Raw genomic sequence first — 23,489 nt, forward strand, 5'->3', positions numbered from 1 at the left:
GTGATAAATGGCTAAAAAGAACAACAATTTCATGCTTTATGTACCTATTCATTCAAAAAAACTTATGTGGGAAGAGAATGATAACATAGTCAAGCTTTTGTTTAGACATGATAAAATTGTTGAGCGGTTGGTGAGGCTTTTTATCAAAAGACCAAAGATAACTACGATAGAGCTTGATGAAATCGGCAGCACCGTTTGGAAGCTTATTGACGGAAAAAGAACTGTTTATGACATTGGCATTAAGCTTAAAGAAGTTTACGGCGATAAAGCTGAGCCTACATACGATAGACTAAACAAATATTTACGCTATTTGCATCAAAATGGATGGATTAGATGGAGGATTCAATAATTTATTGTTTTTGCGTTTGACTTTCTAAAAGTTTCAGTATTTTTTCTTGATTTTCAATGATTTTATCTGCTTTTGTATGTAGGTCTTCTATTATTAACTCTGCTTTTAAATTGACTTCGTAGTCATTTTGTGCTTTTAACCTATCTTTTGCTTCTTGTCTGTTTTGGCTCATCATGATTATTGGAGCTTGTATTGCAGCAAGGCAGGATAAAACCAAATTTAAGAGTATAAATGGATATGGGTCAAAGTGCCTTATAAGAGCGACACTATTTATAACCATCCAAACGATAAGCAGAAAGCTAAACGTAAATATAAAAGACCAACTGCCAGCGTAATCTGCTAATTTATCTGCCATCCTATCGCCAAATGTCAGGGAATCTTTGTGTTCTTCGTTGATATTTTTGGAAACTTTCTTGTCAATATATGAATGTATCAGCTTTTCTTTATTATCCATATTTGTGTTCACCTCTACTATATGATTTTTAATACAGTGAGAAGCTTAAATTTCATTAAAGCTTCTCACTTTTTAATGGTTATTTGTTTTTGAAAGCAGAAATATATGAAGCTAATATTGTATTTCCGGATGCGAAGTATGCGATTCTAATTGCTTCTTTTATTTCTTCCTCGCTTACCCCCATATTTCGCAGTTGATTTGATATGTTTTCTACTCCAAGGTTAGCGCCGTACAATGCATCAATAGCCAGTGCAATTAACAATTTTGTCTTTTGGTCTAATGAGCCTGGTCCCATTGCATAAGAATAGACTTTTTCTATTGCAGATGCAAATTCAGGATCATTTTTATCAAGAGATGACAAAAATGGTGGTAATGGCATCTAAATCCCTCCTAGTATATTTTTACATAATATATTATATCACCATTGAAAATTAAATTTTAATATTAAGGCAAGATATATAAAAATTTTTCGCTTTGTGGTAAAATACTTTATATGTTAGATTTAAAAATAATTTCGGAGGGCAAAGATGATGGAAAAATTATATGCAGTTGACGATATAAAGAAATTTGTGAATGATGAAGAAATGGCGCTATTGTATTTTTCAACAAATGATTGTGGTATATGCACTACATTGCTTCCAAAACTTGAAGAGATGCTATTAAATTATGACAAGATATCCAGTGGTCATGTTTCTATAGACGAATTGCCTGCTACATCATCGGAGTTTTCGGTTTTTACTGTGCCAACAGTGCTTCTTTTTGTGGAAGGGAAAGAAGTCATAAGAGAGGCGAGATTTATAAGCATGGACATCTTAGAAGAGAAGATACAGAAGTATTATGATCTGTTTTTTTCATAAGTTACAATGGCTATTAATGTAAAAAATTTATTTTTAGTCGATAAAACTCTTCAATTTTGAAATTGCTGTGTATTGCCTAAAAGCCGTTTGCGATGTAAAATATAAAATTGTTATGAAGCTTAAAATCACTGCTAAGAAAAATTACGAGTTAGATTGGAGATCGTATGAGTAATAAGAAACTGTTTAAGTCGGCAAGCATTGTTGCATTTATAACGATTTTGGGGAAATTTGCTGGGCTTTTGAAAAATACTGTACAGGGTAAGGTGTTTGGCACCACATGGGCTACTGATGCATATACGGTGTCTTTAAATATTCCTACAGTGCTTTACTCTATAATAGGTGTTGCTGTATCTACAGCTTTTATACCACTTTTAAATGAGACGTATGCTAAGCGTGGCAAAGATGAGATGTTTGATTTTGCTAACAATATAATGAACATTTTATTTTTGTTTTCATTTGCCATATTCGTCATAGCATGGATTTTTTCGCCATACTTGGTAAGATTGATGGCGTCGAATTTTACAGGTGAGAAGTTCCAACTTGCAGTAAATTTGACCAAAATAAGCATTGTAAACATGCTGTTTTTAAGCATGTCAGCAGGTTTTACTGCTATTCTTCAGACTCTTAACGACTTTACTGCACCTGCTTTAAATGGTATTTTGATAGACATTCCACCTATAGTGTTTATGCTGTTTTTTGCAAAGGATGGTGGCATAGTAGGCCTTACTATCTACACTACAGTCGCATTTGGCCTTCAGGTGGTAAACCAGATACCGTGGCTTATCAAGAACAAGTACAGATACAGTCTAAAAATTGATTTTAAAGATCCTCGCATAGTAAGGATGCTTAAGCTCATTAGCCCTGTCATTGTGGGATTATCTGTAAATCAGATAAACATAATCATAAATACGAGGCTTGCTTCAGGATTGCCGAATGGAAACATCACCGCTTTTAGCTATGCCAGCTTATTGACAGGTGCTTTTTACGGGACATTTGCCACGTCGGTTGTGACAGTCATATTTCCTACTTTGTCAAGGGAAGGGAGCACCGGCGATTATAAAGGCATGAAATCTCACATGATAAAGGCTATAAACAATATCAATATGATCATGATTCCCGTTACTTTAGGCATCATGATTTTAAGGTACCACATAATAGATATACTTTTTAAACATGGTAGGTTTAATGATTATAGTGTTGAGATTACAGCTATTGCGCTTTTATACCTTTCAATAGGAATGATTTTTTACGGCATAAGAGATGTGTTTAATGTATCATTTTACTCCACAAATGACACGAGAACGCCTATGATAAACAGTATTTTAGGCATAGCAGTAAATATATTGATAAGCATAATACTGGTAAAATATATAGGTATCGCTGGTCTTGCCATAGGCTCATCTGCATCTGCAGCAATCTGTGCTATATTATTGATGAAGGATTTTAGAAAGAAGATGGGAGCTTTTGGTGGACGCGATATTGTAATTACCGGTGGTAAATTGGTATTATCTTCTATTGTCATGGGCGCAGCGGTATTTTTAATGAACAATTTTCTTTCAAGATACATGGTTGGATTTAAGATGGAATTGTTGCTTACAAGTTTGATCGTCATTATTGGTGGTGCTATATACGTTGGTATGATGCTTCTTTTAAAAGTGAAAGAGTTTAAATACTTATTTGGCATTGTTGCAAACAGAATAATTAATTTTCAGAATTAATTAAAGCTCGGCTAAAAACCGAGCTTTTTTGCATATATTTTACTTTGTTAGAGTTTGCTTAGATAATTGTGAAGTGACAATATCATGTCATATGAATCTTCCCATTTTATATATTTTGTATCTTTCATCTTTTGATATGCTGTATCAGATATTAGTCCTTTTTCATGTGCTAAATCGCATAAACTACCACTATATTTATTAGCCTCATTTCTGTATCCAGCATACGTCAATAGTATATCTGCAGCTTCTTCTTTCGTAAGAGGCTTGTCTACAATGTATTTTTGCAGATATTGATAATCATCATCTATGAGCTGTGATTTATCTGGTATTGACCTTTTAATCATGTTTGATGCCATATAATAAAATGATATGCTTTTTATGTTTTCATTAAGCTTAAAATCATTTGTGTATCCAGGTACTATAAGCCCCCAGTGAAGGACAAATTTTAGTCCGTCAAAAGCCCAACTTTTCTCTACAGTTTCTTCTACTTTAAACGGTTTAAGGTACGCTCCTTGGCTTACCAATATGGACTGTATGTTCTTTATATCTTCTTCATTCTTTGCGATGTCTTCAAATGATTTGTCTTTGGCTATGGAGTACGCTGACGCTACACCTGCCGCATCTCCTTCTGCCATGCCTATTGGTATTGTTCTGGCAGAGCCTGCAGCTAAGTGGCTGTAGGATGCTGATCGCCCTACTACTAAAAGGTTGTCTACTTTTTCTGGCACTATGCACCTAAATGGCACTGCATACTCTACAGGCTTTCCGTATACATATCCCGTGTCTTCTGGTGATGTTGCTTGTACGTCTACAGGATATGACCCTATTGCTATCCTGTCATAAAAGTCCCTGTTGAATACAACATCGTTTATGTCAAGTGTGTAGTATCCTTTTATGTGCCTTGTCTCTCTTACATACAGCTCATCTGCTGTGCCGTCAAGCTGCACTTTCTCAAAGCCAGGGATGTTTTCTCTAAAAAATTGTACTATTCTTGGGAGCTCTTTCTTTGCTAATTCTATTCCTTTTTCTATTGATGATTGATTAAGTCCGTCTACGCCGTATATCAAAAGTGCGTTTACTAATACTGTGCCGTCATCTTGTCTACCGAGATTAAGACCTCTTAACCTAAGCATAGGCGTTGAAGGCTTGTAGTTTTTTGTGATGGATAGAAATCCATTTGCAGATGTATTGTTTATATACGTTTCTGGTATCTTTTTTTCGTATTTTATTATTTTTATTAGGTTGTCCCAGTCAATACCTTTTAGTCTAAAGACAAGAGTCGATGCCTGTACTTTCCCTTTTAAGCCCATGTCTTCTGCGCCGATTGTGTATGGCACACCTGCAGATGCTGCAACTGAGGCATCCTGCGTTGCATCGATTATCCTTTTGCCGTAGTAGTTTACTTCTTTTCCGTCCTTTAATGCTGTTATGCCTATTATCTTGTTTCCGTCCATTATAGGTTTTTCAAATGTTGTATTGTACGACTGGGTGATGTTTGGAAGGCTTAAAAGCTTCAAGAATACTTCTTTTGCCTTTTTTACATCAAAGGAGTTTTTTGAGCCTATGCCTTTAAAAAACTCTTTGAATGTGCCTTGTGTAAGCAATGTACCATCAGGACCTATGCTCATGTCGATTGTATTTAGCATACCGTACGTCATGAGGCCGCCGGGACCATCGTGCTTGTCGATTATTAAGACTTTGGCGTCGTTTTTTGCAGCAGACCTTGCAGCGGCGACGCCTTCCGGCTCTGCTCCTACTACTATGACATCGTATTGGCTTCCGTCTTTAGGAAGGTTAAGCTTTATAGGTTTAGGAAGATTTGAATTTTCCTCTATAACTTTAGCTTTAGTCTCCTGTGATGATTTTTTGTACTTTTCTACGTAAAAGTAGCCACCTACTGCCGTTATTATTAGTACCGACACGATGAAAAGCGATATCACTGTCTTTAAATATTTCTTTTGCAAATTAGTCACCTCGATTCATGAAAAGCGGCTATGCTTGCTTAGATATCTTGTACAAATTCCAAGGAATCTTATCGATAAGTCTTCCTTTGTATATTGAGTCAGAGCCCATGAATATATAGCGCAAGTCCTGTTTTTGTGGAATATTCAATTTTATCCACAATATATTTTTGTCTATTATTGGTCTTGATGCTATAGATTTAAGAAGCGAATTATTGGCTTTTTTGTACTGATAGAGCTTGCCATTTACCAGTCCTAAATCGATTCTCTTTATGCTGTTATTGTAAAACAACCTCATTTCGATGTTGTATCTAACATTTTTAGATATAGGCGACAGTGTTTGAACACCTATATACAAGTGGTTGTCGTAGTAGAAGGAAGCAAGCTTTGTAAGATCAGCACTTTTATAGATTTCTTGTTCGAGAATTCCGCCTGCTGGTATGCTTAAAAGCGAGAAAGGCATGTTTTTGTCGTATAAGTTTGGCTTCGTTTCAACTTCTGGAATCGTAATGACAGGCTTTGTCCCGAAAAGCTCATTTTTCCTTACAAATGCCAATAAAAATGGCTCCATCACTTTTATCTGTGATGTATACTTCTTAATGGCTTCTTCCTTTTTAGATTCTTCTTGCTTCGAAAGAAGAATACTTTGCCATACAGTGTTGCTGTCTTTCATGTCTGTTGGTGGTAAAAGAGAGTCATTTGGCATCAATAACCATGGAACAGGCCATTGTGGATGGTGAACTAAAAACATGTGCTCTCTTACGTTTAGATTAAGTGCGATTATTGCGTATCTTGTGAAGTTGCTTACAGCCCAGTGATCGGGATGTACGTCATCTGCTAAAGGATAGTAAATATCTGTAGGCTTAAATGACTTTATAATGTCTTGCAGCTCATTTTCTAAATTTTCACCTGTATATGCAACACCAGGTTTGTACACATCTTTATATGGAGAATATGCCACATTTGTTCCACCGCTAATCCTGGGTTTTCCATTGTCCCAAAAATCGCTCCACAAAAATCTTGTACTGCCATCAGCAAAGCCTAAAAATATCACGTCATCTTTTGGAAGACCAAGTACAGACATTGCAGCTAAACTTTCACTGTGCCTTTGAAGTCCAAGTTTATAATAGTCTGCTGGTGTTGGATTGATGTCACCTGTAAAGACTTGAGCAGCTTTTTTGTAACTTTCACCATCTGTTACAATTACTACTTTTATAGGTCTTTTCAATTCGATAGCTTTTTGTATGACACCTGCCATTCCCAACGATTCATCATCAGGGTGTGGTACGACAACAAGTATTCTTTGTCCCGGATCGTCGTTATTGGGAACAGGCTTTTTTTCTGTGAGATTGGCAAAAGTAGTTTTTAAATTCATGACAAATGCGATAATAATGGCACTGATTAGCCCAAAAGTTATAAATATATACTTCCATTTAAATAGTTTCTTATTCAATTTTAATTCCCCCTCATATTTGTGTCATAATTGTAAGAAAATAATATCAAAACTTTATGAATAAATTGTTAACAGAAGATTAAAAAAAGATAAAATGGTGTTGCCGAGCAAAATATGATAAAATATTGTAAAAGCAATGGTGATTAAAGATTGTTTATATTTTAATACTAATCCAGCACACAAAGGAGATGAAAGAGATGAAGAAACTGCTTGTATTTATTTGCATTGTATTGATTGGTGCAAGTATCATGTTTTCGGCTTTTGCTGCGACAAATGATGTGAAAGTAGAATTTACTGTTGGCAAAAGTCAATATACCATTAATGGTCAATATTATGCAATGGATGTAGCACCTTATATAAAAGATAATCGTACGTTTTTGCCATTGCGATATGTAGCATATGCTATAGGTGTTGAACCTCAAAACATTGTTTATGAAAATGGAGTCATAACTATAAATAGCTATAATAATATCGTAAAGCTTAGCGTAAACAGCGATATTTTAAATGTAAACGGGAATATAATCCTGATGGACACGAAGCCCGAGATTGTGAATAATAGGGTAATGGTGCCTGTTTACTGGATATCTAAGGCTTTTGGCATAAACATTAGTTGGAATCAATCTACATATTCTGTCACATTTGATTACGTTGAAAAGTCGGGAAGCAGTTTAAATATCAATAATTCTACTTTGGCTAATAACAATTCCTCGTTGGGCACATCAGCAAATGTCAATCCGTCAAATGATGTAAGTAAGCAATTTAGTTGGCAGTATGGAAATGCTACGTACAGTTTAAAACTTCAGATCCCTACTGATGTTCTAAATTGGGACAGAAAAATACCCAGTATAATAGATACTTTTTATAATAGCAGTGGTGAACAACAATCATCTCAGCTTTCATATATGTCTGATGAAATTAAGACATTAGTTCTATCATGTTCGGAGTATGCAAATAATAATTACACACCTTGGGTCACAGAAGAATCAAATTACGATTATGTAAAAGATATTGCAAAAAGTTTATTGCAAATGGCACAGAGTAATGGTCTTGACAATTTTCACACGGCGGAGTTTGTTCAAAGTTTTGTTGAATCTATTCCGTACAAAATAACTGATACGCCTGAGCTTCCTGTCCAAACTCTTGTAGATGGTGGCGATTGTAAAGATAAATCAATATTATTGGCATCACTGCTTAAAAATTTGGGTTATAATGTGGCGCTATTAGTATTTCCTCCGCCTCAGAACCAGCAAGTTGGGCACATGGCAGTTGGAATAGCATTTAATGATAATGAACTTCCGCTCTACCGAGATTACGATTTTACATATTACAACTTTGGTGGAACAAAATATTATTTTGCAGAGACAACGAGTCCTGGATGGCTTATTGGACAATTAAGCGATGATTCATTAGAGCAGACAGCTTATATTTATGCTGTATCATAAATAAATTGTAAGATAAATCGACATTTAATAAAAATAAAGAAATTTTCAGGAGTGATACAATGAGCGATAATTTTAAGAGACTTACGCCAGAAGAGGCATTGGAAATAGCCAATAAAAGTCAAAGAGGCAAGTTGAAGATATTTTTAGGATATGCGCCTGGTGTAGGAAAGACGTATGCCATGCTTGATGAGGCAAACAGAAGATTAAAAAGAGGTCAAGATGTCGTCATCGGTGTTGTAGAAACGTATGGAAGAAAAGAAACTGAGGCGATGATTGGTGATTTGGAAATAATACCTAAAAAAGAAATCATATATAAAGGTACTGTACAGTACGAGATGGATCTTGAGGCTATATTAAAGAGAAAACCGCAAGTCGTTTTGGTAGATGAGTTGGCACATACGAATGTACCTGGCAGCAAGAATAATAAAAGATATGAAGATGTAGAGGAAATACTGCAAAATGGAATAAACGTTTTGTCGACTTTGAATATACAGCATTTAGAAAGTTTAAATGACACTGTAAAACAGATTACTGGTATAACGGTGAGGGAGACGGTTCCCGATACAATAGTTAATAATGCCGATGAAATAGAAGTCATAGATGTAACGCCTGATGCTCTTCAAAATCGATTAAAAAGAGGTGAGGTGTACAATCTCGATAAAGTTGATCAAGCGTTAAAAAACTTTTTCCGAAAGGGAAATTTAAATGCCTTAAGAGAATTGGCACTCCGACAGTCTGCAGATGAAGTTGATGAAGACTTAGAGCAATATATGAAAGAACATGGCATACAAGAAAATTGGGAGACAAATGAAAAAATAATGGTATGCATAAGTTTTAATCCGCTTGTAAAAAAATTAATAAGACGGGGTGCAAGAAGAGCACACCGCTTTAAATGCGAATGGATAGTCGTGTATGTAGAATGCACAAATATTTTCGCCAAAAAGCCAACTAAAAAAGATATGGAGGTGTTAGAAAGCCATTTTAAGCTTGCTAAGCAGCTCGGGGCTGAAGTAGTTGTCTTAAGAGGAAAAAGCGTATCAGAAGAACTGCTTAAATTTGCCAAAGAAAGACATATTACACAGATAATAATGGGACATTCAAACAGAAGAAAGTGGGAGACGCTTTTAAGAGGATCTACGGTACTGAAACTAATAAACTCAGCAAAAAGCATTGAAATACATGTTATCCCATATAATTAATCAAAAGACAAAAATTGTTCTGCTATTTGAGGTTATCAAGAGCGATATTTAGTTCTAATACATTTACTCTTGGTTCTCCCAATATGCCTAATTGTCTCCCTGTAATATGCTCGTTAACAAGATTTTTTAATTTTTCTTCAGATATGCCACGGGCTTTAGCTATCCGTGGTATTTGCATAAGGGCAGCCTCAATGCTTATATCGGGGTCAAGACCGCTTGCCGATGATGTAATAATGTCAGATGGGACGGCAGTGTTTGATTTAAGACCATTTTCTTCTCTGACTTGCTGTGCCAGTTTTTCAACTTTTTCAATTAGCAGCTTATTTGTAGGACCAAGGTTTGAAGCTGATGAGGACGTTGCATCATATCCGGATTCACCGGCAGAAGATGGACGTCCATGAAAATATTTTGGATCGCTAAATTGTTGACCTATTAAAGATGAACCAACGGCTTGGCCATCTTTGTAAATCAGACTTCCATTTGCTTGATGTGGGAAAATTAGCTGTGCTATTCCAGTAATAGTCAGTGGATATAGTAGACCTGTAAAGACAGAGAGTACTATAAGAAGTATTAAGCTTTTTAAAATGGCATTTTTAATCATGTCTAATCTCCTTTCGGTATAATACACTTGATTAGTGAACCAATCCTAAGAAAGTGATGATCATGTCTATTATTTTTATACCTACAAACGGTACTATAAGCCCACCTAAGCCATATATAAGCATGTTTCGCTTAAAGATTGCAGCAGCGCCCAGCGGTCTATATTTTACACCTTTTAATGCCAATGGAATAAGTGCAATTATAATAAGTGCATTAAAGATTATAGCCGATAAAACAGCGCTTTCAGGTGTTTTTAAATGCATAATGTTTAATACACCTAATTGAGGATATGTAGCCGAAAACATAGCAGGTATTATGGCAAAATACTTTGCTACATCATTTGCGATGCTGAACGTAGTCAATGCACCACGTGTCATAAGCAACTGTTTGCCGATTTCAACGACTGCTATTAATTTTGTAGGGCTTGAATCTAAGTCTACCATGTTTCCTGCTTCTTTGGCGGCCTGTGTTCCTGAATTCATAGCGACACCAACGTCTGCTTGGGCAAGTGCAGGAGCGTCATTTGTGCCGTCACCTGTCATTGCAACTAAATGCCCATTTGCTTGATATTCCTTTATAAGGCTAAGCTTTGTTTCAGGTTTTGCCTCTGCAACAAATTCATCCACTCCTGCTTCATCTGCGATAGCCTTTGCCGTCATTGGATTATCGCCTGTTATCATTACGGTTTTTATTCCCATTCTACGTAAATCAGCAAAGCGTTCTTTAATGCCACCTTTAACTATGTCTTTTAGGTGTATTACACCTAACACCCTTTCATTTTCTGCTACTACCAAAGGAGTACCGCCATTTTGTGCAATCATTTTAACTGCGTTTAAAACTTCTTCAGGCATATTACCGCCTTTTTCTTTCACATAATTTTCTATTGCATCGATAGCACCTTTTCGTATCTCTTTATTGTTGTTTATATTTATTCCGCTCATACGAGTCTTGGCTGTAAAAGGTATGAATTCCACATTTAATTCTTTTAAATTGTGCTCTCTTATACCGTATTTGTCTTTTGCTAAAACTACAATGCTTCTGCCTTCCGGTGTCTCATCAGATAAAGAGGACATTTGAGCAGCCATTGCCAATTCATTTTCTGTCACACCTGGAGCAGGAATAAATTCTGTAGCCATTCTATTGCCAAATGTGATTGTACCAGTTTTATCCAGTAAAAGCACATCTACGTCACCTGCGGCTTCAACGGCGCGACCAGACATGGCCAATATATTCTTTTTTATGAGCCTGTCCATGCCTGCTATGCCAATTGCACTTAGTAGTCCTCCTATTGTAGTTGGTATGAGGCAAACCAGCAATGCAATAAGTGTTGGAATTGATATTTTTGTTCCTGAATAAATCGCATAAGGCTCAATTGTAACTGTGGCTAAAAGCAGTATTATAGTGAGTCCTATAAGCATGATTGTCAATGCAATCTCATTTGGCGTCTTTTGTCTTTTTGCACCTTCTACAAGGCTTATCATTTTATCAAGAAATGATTCACCTGGATCTGAAGAAATTTTTACTTTTATCCAGTCTGATAGAACTTTTGTACCAGCAGTTACAGAGCTTCTGTCACCGCCAGATTCTCTTATGACAGGTGCAGATTCACCAGTAATTGCACTTTCGTCTACAGATGCTACACCTTCAATTACTTCTCCATCGCCTGGTATTATATCACCAGCTTCAACTAAGACAATGTCACCTTTTTTAAGAGTGGAACCCAACACTACCTCAGTTTTATCACCTACTAATTTTTTTGCTTTTATATCTTTTCTTGTTTTCCGAAGTGCATCAGCTTGAGCCTTACCTCTGCCTTCAGCTAAAGACTCTGCAAAATTTGCAAACAAGATGGTAAACCACAGCCAAATTGAGATTTGCAAGTCGAAATTTCTTTCAGCACTTTTACCTATAAAGTCCATGATCGTTATTATAGTCGTTAATATTGAACCTATCTCAACAATGAACATTACAGGATTTCTGAAAAGTGTTGCAGGATTTAATTTTTTAAAAGCATTTTTAATGAGTTCTTTACTATTTATATTCATTCGCGTAGATTCTTTTTTGCTCATATTAATACCTCCATGGTTAGAACAATCTTCCAGCATTCATCAGCAATTGTTCGATTATTGGGCCTAAAGAAAGAGCTGGGAAAAATGTTAAAGCACCAATTATCAGCACTATTCCCACTAAAAGCACTGAAAATAATGCGTTATCAGTAGGAAATGTTCCTACACTGGCAGGAACAATCTTTTTATTTGCCAAGCTTCCTGCAATGGCCAGTGCTGGTATGATGACGCCAAACCTACCAATAATCATTGCGATTGAGGTGATTAAATTGTAAAAAAGTGTGTTAGAGTTAAGTCCGGCAAAAGCACTTCCATTATTTCCTGCTGTCGAAGCAAAAGCGTACAATATCTCACTTAAACCATGTGGACCATGATTTAGTAGGACACTTGTGCCAGCTTTTGTAACCGATGCAATAGCACTTCCTATAAGTATTGTGGAAGCTGGTATTATGATGGCCAATATTGACATCTTCATCTCGTATGATTCTATTTTTTTGCCGATGTATTCAGGGGTTCGCCCCACCATAAGACCTACGATAAAAACTGCTAAAAAAGCATCTATTAGCATTGAATAAAGCCCGGAGCCAACACCTCCAAATATGACTTCTCCAAGCATTATTTGAAGCATTGGTATTAGTCCACCTAAAGGAGTCATACTGTCTAAAGAAGAATTTACGGCGCCACAAGATGCGGCTGTTGTGACTGTTGAGAATAGTGAAGAACCAGCTATTCCAAATCTGACTTCTTTTCCTTCCATAGCAGATGGACCAGTTATATTTATGTGGTTTATGATTGGATTGCCGGTTTTTTCTGAATAATATGTTGTACCCAACATGATGACAAATAAAATAAGCATGGCACTAAAGATAGCCCATCCTTGTCTTGTGTTTTTTACCATTTTGCCAAATGTATATGGCAATGAAGCTGGTATAGCAAGTATTGCAAGCATTTCTAACATGTTTGTAAGTGGCGTTGGGTTTTCAAAAGGATGTGCAGAATTTGCTCCAAAAAAGCCTCCGCCGTTTGTTCCCAACATTTTAATTGCTTCCTGAGAAGCCACAGGACCCATTGCTATGACTTGCTTTAGACCTTCTAATGTATGTACTTTAATATAGCTACTAAAGTTTTGTATTACTCCCTGTTGTGTAAGGATTAAAGAAAGAATTAATGAAAGAGGCAAAAAAATCCATATTATTGATTTTGTGATATCCACCCAAAAATTGCCTATATCTTTCGTGGAATGTCGCATTATGCCTCTAATTAAAGCAATCGCGACAGAAAGTCCAGTAGCAGCAGATAAAAAGTTCTGAACTGTAAACCCTAACATTTGAGTTAAGTAACTTACGGTTGTTTCACCACTATATGCTTGCCAGTTTGTGTTTGTCACAAAGCTTACTGCTGTATTTAAAGCAAGATGCCATGATGAAACTCCAGGTAATTTTTGTGGATTTAATGGCAATTTGCCTTGTGATACAAGTATAATAAAGAGAAAGATTATGCCTAAGAGATTAAATGTAAGTAATGACAAAGCATACTCTTTCCAATTCATTTCGTGGCTTTCATCTATACCTGTAATTTTGTAGACAAATTTTTCGATTGGTTTTGCTACAAAATCAAAAAATGTATGCTGATTCGTAAACACCTTTGCTATATACGAACCAAGTGGAATTGTAATTATCACTAAAAGACATATAAATATTACCATTTGTAAAATATCATATATCATACTAATCCTCCCTGACACTTATCATAATTCATCAGCTTTTAATAGCATGTAAACCAAATAAAAAAGTATTACAAGTGATATTATGCCACCTAAAGTAAATTCAATATTCACTGCAAACTCCTCCTTAAAAAATAAAATAATCAATGCTTTTAGGCATGAGTAAATTATAATACACGGGAAAATAAAACAAAAGTTTCATTAAATTTTCATTAAAAAATTATCCATATTATCAAATCCCTTTATATTAAATTATCTCACTAATACGCATAATTATCACATTTTTTCACGTTTTTTCTTAAGAATCCTTTATTGACTTTATATTTTCTGAAAATTATACTTTACTATTAAATGGTGAAATATATTTAGGTAGGTGTATTTAATGATTAAGACGTTAAAAGGCAAGATATCAATTGTGTATTTGGTGCTTGTCGTACTGGTATTGGTAGTCGGAATGATATCTGGCATCAATATGTATTATTTGAGCAAAACTATAGATGGTTTAATGATTGATAACTATAAAAGCATAAAAGCTGTTAATTTGATGAATGAGGAATTAGAAAATCAAAACAATGCGATACTGACATTTATATATGAGGACAAGCAAACCGCCATAAAGCAATTTAATCAAGACAATTCGGTGTTTTACAATTGGTATAATGTAGAAGCAAACAATATAACAGAAAAAAATGAAGGCAATTATGTTGATGAGATAAAAAGTGCGTATGTGAATTTTACGACAAGCGTTTCATATTTGCAAGGGATGCCACCAGATGATAAAGTTGGCATGTTGAACTATTATAATATGAAGATAAAGCCTAACTATGAACATATAAAAGATCTCTTAAATTCCCTTGCCAAATTAAACGAAGATGCTATGTTTAAGAAAAAGACTAATGCGACGTTGGATGCAAAAAATTCAATGTACACAATTTTGTTAGTTACACTTTTAGCAGCTATTTTCGGATTCATAATCTCTTTAATATTTACCAATAGATTTTTAAAGCCAATGGAATATTTGATAAAATCTATAAGGGAAGTAAAAGAAGGGGAACTTGATCAAGTTATATCAATTAAGACGGATGATGAATTGGGTAAATTAGCAGTAGAATTTAATAACATGATAAGAAGACTTAAGCAATATGAAGAAAGTCAATTAGGCAAGATAATTGATGAGCGCAACAAGACATTGTCTATAGTAAAAAGTATAAATGACCCTTTGTTAGTGCTTAATTCAGATTATAAAATAATATTATTAAATGGTGCGGCGGAAGAGTTATTTGGAATCGAAGAAAAAAATGCGATTGATAAGCATTTTCTTCTGTCTGTTAAAGATGAGAAGCTTTTTGAGCAAATAAATGCAATTGTTGATTCAAAATTTAATATTAACAAGGTTGAGCAGGTTAAATACGGTGATAAATATTATGATGTTACAATCACCCCAATAAAAAATTATAAATCTGAAATATCAGATATACTGTTGGTTTTTCACAACATTACTGAGTTTAAGGAGTTGGACCAAGCAAAAGACGATTTCATATCGATAATTTCACATGAGTTTAAAACACCATTGACATCCATAATGATGGGTACAAGTATGATTTTAGAAGAAAAAATAGGTGTTATTAATGATAAACAAAGAAGCACACTTGTGGCAATCGAAGAAGAAAGTGAAAAGCTTACTGAATTGGTTAATGAACTAATCGAACTTACTAAGATTGAATCTGGAAAAGAGATGTACAACTTTAAATGTTGTTCTATATTTGGAATAGCTCAAAATACTGTAAAGCCATTATATAATATTGCAAATGAAAAAGGCGTAAATCTTACTAATACAATTGACGAAGATATGCCAGGTGTATATGCCGATCCAGAGAAAATAACGTGGGTCTTAAACAATCTTATAACTAATGCCTTGAAGTACACTGATGCAGGTGATGATATTACAATTAGTGCGTCGGTTGATGGCGACTTCATGCAGATTTCTGTTAAAGATACTGGTGCAGGTATACCGAAAGAATACAAAGATAAAATTTTTGACAAGTTTTTTCACGTACAAAATGACGATGAATTTGAGATTAAAGGTACAGGATTGGGACTTGCTGTCGTAAAAGAGATTGTAGAGGCTCACGGTGGAAAAGTATGGTGTGAAAGCGATATAGACATAGGAAGCAATTTCATGTTTACACTTCCTATATGCGATGAAAGAGGGTAAATTTTATGAAGAAAGTTTTAGTTGCAGATGATACTAAGAATATTAGAATGCTTCTTACTACTTGCCTTGAATCCGAAGGATATAATGTTATAACGGCTAAAGATGGTGAAGAAGCGCTTGAAATATTGAAAAATGGAGATGTAGAGCTTGCGTTTATAGATATTAAAATGCCGCTTTTAAGTGGCACCGAAGTTTTAAGAAAGATAAGGTCTTGTGGGATAACAACGCCTGTAATAATAATAACGGCATTTGCTACGATAAAAAATGCGATCGAGTGTACAAAATTAGGTGCTGTAGAATATATACAAAAACCATTTACTGTAAAAAGAGTTAAATCTGTTTTAGAAAAAATGATTGCTGAACATGAAAAAACAAAAGAAAATGATACAAATAATTTAATAAACGAAATAGAAAAATTAATTGATGATGATAATTTCATTGAAGCACTGGATATGCTTAAAAAATCTAAGGTTAATCCAGACGATCCGAGATTTTACCTTTTGTACTATAAGATATATGATGGCTTAGGTGATAAAGAGATGTCTCACAAATTTTTGAAAGCATATAAAATTTTTAATGAAGGCTAAAGTGTGAAATTATAAAGTCGTCTTATGTCAAATTATTGTGCTTTTGGTTAAATAGTGTATAATATCATTAAGGAAAATTTTCATTAAATGATATATTTATAGACTAGATGGTTGGGGGTACTTGATGATGGATACTATTTTCCAAAAGGAGATCCTAATTGTAGAGGACAGTAAACTTAACGCACAAATAGCGGCAGATATTTTAGAAAGATATGGATACAAGACTGAAATAGTATTTTCTGGGGAAAAGGCTATTGAAAAAATAATAAGCAATGAAAAAAGTCCAGATTTGATTTTGATGGATATTGAGCTTAGCGGAAAGCTTGATGGCATAGACGCTGCAAAAATAATTGGTAAGCATAAAGACATTCCAATTATATTTTTGACTGCTAATGCCAATAGAGAAATAATGGAAAAAATAAAATCTGTTTCGGCGTATGGTTACATTTTAAAAGGTGTCGATGAAAGTGTCATTATTTCTCAAATTGAGATGGCTTTTAACTTGTATGAGGCCAGGCATGAGATAAAAAGCAGAGAAGAAATGTTTCATAGTATGTTTGAAAACCATGATGTAGCTATGATATTGGTTGATGCTGAATCAGGACATATAGTTTATGCGAATAAAGCTGCTTGTGAATTTTGCAGATATCCTAAAGATATTGTGCAAAACATGGATATTAGGGAAGTTGCAGATTTTTTTGGTGTAGATGGATATGAAAGCTGCTGGGAGATGCTTAAAAGAGGGTGCAACCCATGTGTATGCATACAAAATGGAGTTAATGGAAGTGAAAAAATAGTAAATGTGTATTCAACAATTATAGATTATCAAGATAAGAAATTAATTCATTTAATAGTATTTGATATCACTGAAGAATGGGAAATCAAAAGAAAACTTGAATTTTACAGAAAGCTTTTTGAAGATTCTCTAAATGAAATTTATATATTTGATGCTGAGACTTTAAAATTTATTTTCGTAAATCGTGGAGCAAGGAAGAATTTGGGTTATTCAGAGGAAGAACTTAAAAAAATGACTCCTCTTGATATCAAGATAGAATTTACGCTGCAAAGCTTTAAAGAGTTTTTAAAGCCACTTTTAAATGGTAAGCAGATGCAATTAAATATTGAAACAATGCATCGAAGAAAAGATGGTTCATTATACCCAGTGGGAATTCATATAGAGCTTATGGAGTATGATGGCGAAAAAGTCTTTGTGGCATTTGTAGCTGACTTGACGGAGCAAAGGAAAATTGAAAATGATCTTATGGAGAAAAATGAAATTTTAAATACTATAACTGCTTATGCCGGTGATGCTATTATAATGATTGATGGGTATGGCAAGGTTACTTTTTGGAATCCGGCGGCAGAAAGAATACTCGGCTATTCAAAAGATGAAATATTAGGTAAAGAGTTGCATACATTTATGATATTAGATGAACAGTTGTATAGTTCCTACAAAAAGGCGATTGAAAAATTTCGCCATAGCGGTGAAGGAAGCATCGTTGGGAAAACAGTTGAAATGAAAACTGTACATAAAAAAGGTCATGAGATAGATGTTGAGCTTTCGCTTTCTGTTGTTAAAATTAATGGATCATGGCATGCAATAGGAATAATACGCGATATTAGCGAGCGAAAAAAATTTGAAGAATTGCTTTATTTAAGATCAGTCACTGATCCCCTTACAGGTATATACAATAGACGTTTCTTTATGGATATACTTGAAAAAGAAGTAGAAATGACGAAAAGGAATAAAAAGCCTTTTTCGCTTATCATGTTTGACTTGGATCATTTTAAAAATGTCAATGATTATTTTGGGCATGCAGCAGGTGATATGGTACTAAAAAGAGTTGTTGAAATTGTAAAAGAAAGAATACGCAAAACTGATTGTTTTGCCAGATGGGGTGGGGAAGAATTTATTATCTTTTTACCTGAGACTTCTTTAAATAATGCTTCAGATATAGCAGAAGAACTGAGGTTTAAGATCAGCACTGCAAAATTTGATGGTGTTGGTAATGTTACAGCAAGCTTTGGAGCGACTGACTTTAAAGAAAATGATAATATTGATACAGTTCTATTAAGATTAGATAATATGCTTTATGAAGCGAAAAATAATGGACGAAACTGCGTGTGTGTTGGGTAAGATAGAAACAGAAGAGAAAGTTGGTTTAATTGGTTAACCTGCTTTCTCTTTTTAATGTGCGACCGGCATGTGCGATAACTTGGCGGTGAAAGTCCGCTGTGGGCTTGACAGTGTGAACCACTATGTGGTGTCCAGAATGAGGCGGAACATGAAGTAGCTAATACTATTGACTATTGATAAGCTTTCATAAGTTCAGATACTGTCACAAAAGAATATCCTTTAGATCTGAGTTTTACAATTATCTGTGGCAATGCTGCTAATGTTTCTGAATTACCCTCATGCATAAGAATGACTGAGCCAGAAGATGATTTTGATACAATTGTATTAATTATATTTGGTATTCCGGGCCTTTTCCAATCATCTGGATCAACAGTCCAAAGCACAACATGAAGTCCCAATGCATTTGATATTTTCACGAGAGTATTATTGAATGCTCCATATGGAGGCCTAAATAAATCGGGTTTTACTCCCGTTGTGTTGACGACAATTGCCTGCGTCTTATAAAGCTCGTCAATCATCTGCTCAGGTGTCATTAAAGGCATATATTTGTGACTGTATGAATGAATACCTATTTCATTGCCATTTTCTGCAATATACGTAAGCAAATTAGGATTTTTTTCGGCCATTTTCCCTACAATAAAAAAAGTGGATTTAACATTTAAGCTTTTTAAAACATCTACATATTTTTTAGTAAACTCTTTTGAAGGTCCATCATCAAATGTAAGTGCCAGTAATTTGTTGGCTTTTTTGTTACTGCTGAATATAGGGGTATTAAGAGGCATTGGGCTTTCAAATAGTTCATTTCTGTTGCTTCTGTCTACCAGCGATAATATTTCATTATCAGATATTGCGTTTGATGATATTATAGATGTAATTTTACTTGTACTACTTTTAATCGGATACTCTGTAGAAGTAACAGCAGTTGTTATAGGCTCATTATAACTTTTGCTTGCTTTTTTAGCTTTTATCTTAGATACAATTTTAACAGATTTGACATTGTTTGCAGAATTATGTTTGAAAAATAGGCTTTTGCCATAAAAAAAAGTAAATCCTATTATTACTAATATAAGAAAAAGTAAGATAGCTGATTTTTTTGACTTAATTAATGTCATCATTTATCACTCCGATATACTAAACAAAAGATTACTCTTATAGCATAAACCAAATTACTCTAAAAATCAATTTTTAGAAATATTCGATAGATGTTTAATAAATAGCCCATCTTTTATAGGTGGGAGATTTTTTACATATCATAAAAATTTAACGATTTAAATAAAAATTTCGTATATACCTAAAAAGACAATTAAAATTCCAGAGACCAATGGTGCATAATTGCCAAATATTTTGGCTAAGTAAGTATTGCCAAGCATAAAACCTAAAAGAATGGATAATAAACTGAAAATAATTGTTAATAATGTAGTAAAATATATGTTAAGTCCTGTAATGCTTGCTCCAATTCCCAAACCTAAATTGTTTATTGTTAAACCAAAAGCAAGGATAATAGATTCTTTCATATCTATATATTTTGAATTATCCATGTCTGTGATTTTTGAATTAATCAGGATTTCGTAATTATTTTTAAAGTTAAAAGTATCTGTTTTTCGTTTCTTGTAATAGTCTAAAATAAACCATAGTCCTAACATAATAAGTATAAGACTGCCAACAATATTTGATATGTTTGTGGGTAAAAATCTATTTATAAGTAATCCTATAGACATTGATAGAAATGTACCAATACCAGATACTAAAGCGATTAGAATATTACTTAATATCCCAATTCTTATTTTTTTAATCCCATATGCTATGGCTACAGTAAAGTTATCGATATTTGCTGATATTGAGAATAATAAACTTGATATAACATGCATAGTAAAACCCCCTATTTTAATATGTCTTTATATTATATTCTTCATTTGAGAATTATGTTACGTGAAGCTTATCAAAAAGTTTTGCTATTTGTGACTTAAATAAAATTTTTTTAGGTCAAAAATCGTGTGAAATAGCAATGAAATGTAGAAATAAAACTTCACTATTTTTTTGAAAGAATGAGTTAGAAAAAGAGAAATAAGTTAGTTCAATTAAATAACTTATCTTCTGTTTTTGTATTTTGAAAATTCGTTCTTGACATATTATTTTCATAATAGTAAAATAAACATAAATGTTTTTAAAATAGTTGTCATTCATATCTTCAATAAGGATATGGAAAGAGATAATTCGCATATAAGGTGCTTCTTTAAAAAAGAAGATAATAGGGAATCAAGTGAGAATCTTGAACAGCACCCACTACTGTATTTTGGACGAACGTTTCGTATACCACTATCTAAATGATAGGAAGGGAAACAAGTAGGATGAAGATAAGTCAGGAGACCTGCCTTATGTGTAAATAAAACCAAATCTTTGGGAATGAAGATAAGGAGGAAAAATAATGAAAACAACAATAGTAGGTTATCCACGCATTGGAGTAAACCGCGAATTGAAGAAAGTGGTAGAAAAGTATTTTAAAGGCGAAATTGGTTTAAGTAAACTTTTTGCAGAATCTAAGCAATTGAGAAAAAAATATTGGTTGGTACAAAAAGAAAAAGGTATAGACTATATTCCATCTAATGATTTTTCATTTTATGATAACATGTTGGATATGGCATTTCTTTTAAATGTTATTCCTAAAAGGTATAAGCAGTTAGATCTTTTACCTATTGATACATATTTTGCTATGGCTAGAGGATATCAAGATATTGAAGAAGATGTAAAAGCTTTACCTATGAAAAAATGGTTTAATACAAATTATCATTATATAGTTCCTGAAATAGACGATGATACTGAATTTTTTTTAAATGATACAAAACCTTTTGATTTATATAGAGAAGCAAAGGAATTGGGAATAAATACAAGACCTATTATAATAGGTATGTTTACATTTTTAAAGTTAGCAAGATTTAACACTAAGAGAACTTTTGAAGAAATTTTATTTGAATTAACAAATACATATATAGAAATTTTAAAAAAATTTGAGGAATTAGGAACTGAATGGATTCAAATAGATGAACCTATATTGGTAACAGATTTAACGCAAGAAGACATTAATTTATTTAAAATAGCTTACAAGAAGTTATTGGCCAAAAAAAGAAATACAAAAATATTAATTCAGACGTATTTTGGAGATGTAAGAGATATTTATGAAACGTTGATAGAATTGGATTTTGATGGATTAGGTTTAGATTTAGTAGAAGGAATAAAAAATGTTGATTTAATAAAAAGATCTGGTTTCCCCTCCAATAAAATTTTATCAGCAGGTATTGTAAATGGGAAAAATATATGGCGAAATGATTATAAAAAAAGCATGGAATTGATAAGAATATTAGAACAATTTGTTATGCCGGAAAATATATGGCTCAGTACATCTTGTTCACTTCTGCATGTTCCGTATACGCTTCTTAATGAAGAAAGTATTGAAGAAAATATAAAAGAATTTTTGGCATTTGCAGAAGAAAAACTGGAAGAACTTAAGGATTTAAAGAGTTTATGTATTGATTATGACTTTGAGAAGAATGACCTTTATATATTTAATCAACAGGTTTTGAAGAGGAAAATAACAGATTCATTAAGTTTTGATGCTGAGATTCGTTCAAATGTTAAAAATTTAAATGAAGAAGATTTTATTCGAAAAGATAAATTTGAAAATCGCATTTTAGTCCAAAAGGAAAAATTTAAGCTTCCTATTTTGCCAACGACTACTATAGGTTCTTTTCCTCAAACATCTGAGGTGAGAAGAATTCGTCAGCTATGGAGGAAAGGAGAAATAACGGAGACTGAATATGAGCAACAATTGCAGAAAAAAATAAAAGAAATAATTGATTTTCAAGAAAAAATAGGGCTTGACGTGCTTGTTCATGGAGAATATGAACGAAACGACATGGTTGAGTATTTCGGACAATTATTAGAAGGATTTTTGTTTACACAAAATGGGTGGGTACAATCATATGGAACAAGATGTGTAAAACCTCCAATAATATTTGGAGATGTAAAACGAAAGGAACCGATGACAGTCAAATGGATTAAGTTTGCTCAAAAACAAACTGATAAAATTGTAAAAGGAATTTTAACTGGGCCAATTACTATTTTAAATTGGTCATTTCCGAGAGAAGATTTAGAATTAAGAGAAATAGCATATCAAATTGCTTTAGCTATTAGAGATGAGGTGTTAGACTTAGAAGCGGCAGGAATTAGAATTATACAAATTGATGAAGCAGCTTTAAGAGAGAAATTACCTTTGAGAAAAAAGGAGTGGAACGACTATTTATTTTGGGCTATTCGTGCATTTCGTTTAACTCATGCAAAAGTAAAAACTGAAACTCAAATTCACACACACATGTGTTATAGTGAGTTTTCAGATATTATAAAAGAAATTGAATCTATGGATGTAGATGTGATTTCTATTGAGGCGGCACGTTCAGATTTTTCAATATTAGACTTATTTAAGGAAAATAATTTTAAACCAGAGGTAGGACCAGGGATATATGATATTCATTCACCACGAGTTCCATCGCAAAGAGAGCTGGAAGAATTGATTGAAATTATGATTAGAAAATTGGATATAAACAAATTATGGATAAACCCGGATTGTGGTTTAAAAACAAGAGAAGATGAAGAAGCAAAATTGAGCCTTATCAATATGGTTAATGCTGCTAAATCGATCCGAATGAGGGTAAAGAGCTATCCTTTTTAGGATAG

18 protein-coding genes and 1 riboswitch are annotated in these 23,489 nt (G+C 33.7%); of the genes, 9 read left to right on the forward strand and 9 right to left on the reverse strand.

The features are described 5' to 3' along the window. Positions 1-7 precede the first annotated feature (7 nt). Positions 8-349 (forward strand): PqqD family protein, encoded by a 342-nt coding sequence (locus THEXY_RS04440; protein ID WP_013787638.1) that lies wholly within the window; start codon positions 8-10, stop codon positions 347-349. 1 nt (position 350) lies between these two features. On the opposite strand, the gene THEXY_RS04445 is transcribed toward THEXY_RS04440, so the two are convergent. Then, positions 351-803, reverse strand: a complete 453-nt coding sequence (locus THEXY_RS04445) for a DUF1003 domain-containing protein (protein WP_013787639.1) — start codon at positions 801-803, stop codon at positions 351-353. A gap of 79 nt (positions 804-882) precedes the next feature. Then, positions 883-1,182, reverse strand: a complete 300-nt coding sequence (locus THEXY_RS04450) for a carboxymuconolactone decarboxylase family protein (RefSeq protein ID WP_013787640.1) — start codon at positions 1,180-1,182, stop codon at positions 883-885. A 151-nt stretch (positions 1,183-1,333) separates the two neighbouring features. Here THEXY_RS04450 and THEXY_RS04455 point away from each other — a divergent pair, with 151 nt between their 5' ends. Both THEXY_RS04455 and murJ read left to right on the forward strand, forming a co-directional pair. Beyond that, positions 1,334-1,660, forward strand: a complete 327-nt coding sequence (locus THEXY_RS04455) for a thioredoxin domain-containing protein (protein ID WP_041592206.1) — start codon at positions 1,334-1,336, stop codon at positions 1,658-1,660. A gap of 164 nt (positions 1,661-1,824) precedes the next feature. After that, entirely contained in the window at positions 1,825-3,378 is a 1,554-nt protein-coding gene (gene murJ, locus THEXY_RS04460; protein ID WP_013787642.1) for a murein biosynthesis integral membrane protein MurJ, read from the forward strand. A 47-nt stretch (positions 3,379-3,425) separates the two neighbouring features. Here murJ and THEXY_RS04465 read toward each other — a convergent pair whose 3' ends face one another. Together THEXY_RS04465 and THEXY_RS04470 are read right to left on the reverse strand one after the other, a co-directional pair. Continuing rightward, positions 3,426-5,342 (reverse strand): FAD-dependent oxidoreductase, encoded by a 1,917-nt coding sequence (locus THEXY_RS04465; RefSeq protein WP_013787643.1) that lies wholly within the window; start codon positions 5,340-5,342, stop codon positions 3,426-3,428. 28 nt (positions 5,343-5,370) lie between these two features. Continuing rightward, positions 5,371-6,792, reverse strand: coding sequence for a PIG-L deacetylase family protein (locus THEXY_RS04470; protein ID WP_013787644.1), 1,422 nt, complete (start codon positions 6,790-6,792; stop codon positions 5,371-5,373). 197 nt (positions 6,793-6,989) lie between these two features. Here THEXY_RS04470 and THEXY_RS04475 point away from each other — a divergent pair, with 197 nt between their 5' ends. Further along, a complete protein-coding gene (locus THEXY_RS04475) occupies positions 6,990-8,234 on the forward strand; it encodes a stalk domain-containing protein (protein WP_013787645.1) in 1,245 nt (414 codons plus the stop codon). 59 nt (positions 8,235-8,293) lie between these two features. Continuing rightward, positions 8,294-9,433: a universal stress protein gene (locus tag THEXY_RS04480; RefSeq protein WP_013787646.1), complete on the forward strand. Its 1,140-nt coding sequence runs from the start codon at positions 8,294-8,296 to the stop codon at positions 9,431-9,433. 22 nt (positions 9,434-9,455) lie between these two features. Here THEXY_RS04480 and kdpC read toward each other — a convergent pair whose 3' ends face one another. The 3 genes from kdpC to kdpA are packed head-to-tail and all read right to left on the reverse strand — an operon-like array spanning position 9,456 to position 13,825. Then, positions 9,456-10,034: a potassium-transporting ATPase subunit KdpC gene (gene kdpC, locus THEXY_RS04485; protein ID WP_013787647.1), complete on the reverse strand. Its 579-nt coding sequence runs from the start codon at positions 10,032-10,034 to the stop codon at positions 9,456-9,458. Positions 10,035-10,065: 31 nt separating this feature from the next. Continuing rightward, positions 10,066-12,102, reverse strand: coding sequence for a potassium-transporting ATPase subunit KdpB (kdpB, locus tag THEXY_RS04490; RefSeq protein WP_013787648.1), 2,037 nt, complete (start codon positions 12,100-12,102; stop codon positions 10,066-10,068). Positions 12,103-12,118: 16 nt separating this feature from the next. Next, positions 12,119-13,825: a potassium-transporting ATPase subunit KdpA gene (gene kdpA, locus THEXY_RS04495; protein WP_013787649.1), complete on the reverse strand. Its 1,707-nt coding sequence runs from the start codon at positions 13,823-13,825 to the stop codon at positions 12,119-12,121. A 379-nt stretch (positions 13,826-14,204) separates the two neighbouring features. Here kdpA and THEXY_RS04500 point away from each other — a divergent pair, with 379 nt between their 5' ends. The 3 genes from THEXY_RS04500 to THEXY_RS04510 all read left to right on the forward strand — a co-directional run bounded on the left by THEXY_RS04500 (position 14,205) and on the right by THEXY_RS04510 (position 18,761). After that, positions 14,205-16,037, forward strand: a complete 1,833-nt coding sequence (locus THEXY_RS04500; RefSeq protein WP_013787650.1) for an ATP-binding protein — start codon at positions 14,205-14,207, stop codon at positions 16,035-16,037. Positions 16,038-16,042: 5 nt separating this feature from the next. Beyond that, positions 16,043-16,624, forward strand: coding sequence for a response regulator (locus THEXY_RS04505; protein WP_013787651.1), 582 nt, complete (start codon positions 16,043-16,045; stop codon positions 16,622-16,624). Positions 16,625-16,751: 127 nt separating this feature from the next. Next, a complete protein-coding gene (locus THEXY_RS04510; protein WP_041592207.1) occupies positions 16,752-18,761 on the forward strand; it encodes a GGDEF domain-containing response regulator in 2,010 nt (669 codons plus the stop codon). 170 nt (positions 18,762-18,931) lie between these two features. Here THEXY_RS04510 and THEXY_RS04515 read toward each other — a convergent pair whose 3' ends face one another. Next, positions 18,932-19,873: a polysaccharide deacetylase family protein gene (locus tag THEXY_RS04515; protein WP_230197641.1), complete on the reverse strand. Its 942-nt coding sequence runs from the start codon at positions 19,871-19,873 to the stop codon at positions 18,932-18,934. Positions 19,874-20,029: 156 nt separating this feature from the next. Continuing rightward, the gene (ytaF, locus tag THEXY_RS04520) at positions 20,030-20,629 is read right to left on the reverse strand and encodes a sporulation membrane protein YtaF (RefSeq protein ID WP_013787654.1); all 600 of its coding nucleotides are present in this window, start codon (positions 20,627-20,629) and stop codon (positions 20,030-20,032) included. A gap of 338 nt (positions 20,630-20,967) precedes the next feature. After that, positions 20,968-21,151, forward strand: a riboswitch (cobalamin riboswitch). A gap of 35 nt (positions 21,152-21,186) precedes the next feature. On the opposite strand from ytaF, the gene metE reads away from it, so the two are divergent. Continuing rightward, complete coding sequence (metE, locus tag THEXY_RS04525) at positions 21,187-23,484, forward strand: 5-methyltetrahydropteroyltriglutamate--homocysteine S-methyltransferase (RefSeq protein ID WP_013787655.1); 2,298 nt, start codon at positions 21,187-21,189, stop codon at positions 23,482-23,484. The last annotated feature ends 5 nt before the right edge of the window (positions 23,485-23,489 follow it).

Origin of the sequence: Thermoanaerobacterium xylanolyticum LX-11, assembly GCF_000189775.2 — a bacterium.
Lineage (GTDB): Bacteria > Bacillota > Thermoanaerobacteria > Thermoanaerobacterales > Thermoanaerobacteraceae > Thermoanaerobacterium > Thermoanaerobacterium thermosulfurigenes.

Bases quoted from the DNA above. Each gene is read 5' to 3' on its own strand.
- THEXY_RS04445 (WP_013787639.1), bottom strand. From the start codon at position 803: ATGGATAATAAAGAAAAGCTGATACATTCATATATTGACAAGAAAGTT.
- THEXY_RS04510 (WP_041592207.1), top strand. From the start codon at position 16,752: ATGGATACTATTTTCCAAAAGGAGATCCTAATTGTAGAGGACAGTAAA.
- THEXY_RS04450 (WP_013787640.1), bottom strand. From the start codon at position 1,182: ATGCCATTACCACCATTTTTGTCATCTCTTGATAAAAATGATCCTGAA.
- THEXY_RS04475 (WP_013787645.1), top strand. From the start codon at position 6,990: ATGAAGAAACTGCTTGTATTTATTTGCATTGTATTGATTGGTGCAAGT.
- THEXY_RS04440 (WP_013787638.1), top strand. From the start codon at position 8: ATGGCTAAAAAGAACAACAATTTCATGCTTTATGTACCTATTCATTCA.
- THEXY_RS04480 (WP_013787646.1), top strand. From the start codon at position 8,294: ATGAGCGATAATTTTAAGAGACTTACGCCAGAAGAGGCATTGGAAATA.
- THEXY_RS04505 (WP_013787651.1), top strand. From the start codon at position 16,043: ATGAAGAAAGTTTTAGTTGCAGATGATACTAAGAATATTAGAATGCTT.
- THEXY_RS04455 (WP_041592206.1), top strand. From the start codon at position 1,334: ATGGAAAAATTATATGCAGTTGACGATATAAAGAAATTTGTGAATGAT.
- metE (WP_013787655.1), top strand. From the start codon at position 21,187: ATGAAAACAACAATAGTAGGTTATCCACGCATTGGAGTAAACCGCGAA.
- murJ (WP_013787642.1), top strand. From the start codon at position 1,825: ATGAGTAATAAGAAACTGTTTAAGTCGGCAAGCATTGTTGCATTTATA.
- kdpC (WP_013787647.1), bottom strand. From the start codon at position 10,034: ATGATTAAAAATGCCATTTTAAAAAGCTTAATACTTCTTATAGTACTC.
- ytaF (WP_013787654.1), bottom strand. From the start codon at position 20,629: ATGCATGTTATATCAAGTTTATTATTCTCAATATCAGCAAATATCGAT.
- THEXY_RS04500 (WP_013787650.1), top strand. From the start codon at position 14,205: ATGATTAAGACGTTAAAAGGCAAGATATCAATTGTGTATTTGGTGCTT.
- kdpB (WP_013787648.1), bottom strand. From the start codon at position 12,102: ATGAGCAAAAAAGAATCTACGCGAATGAATATAAATAGTAAAGAACTC.
- kdpA (WP_013787649.1), bottom strand. From the start codon at position 13,825: ATGATATATGATATTTTACAAATGGTAATATTTATATGTCTTTTAGTG.
- THEXY_RS04515 (WP_230197641.1), bottom strand. From the start codon at position 19,873: ATGACATTAATTAAGTCAAAAAAATCAGCTATCTTACTTTTTCTTATA.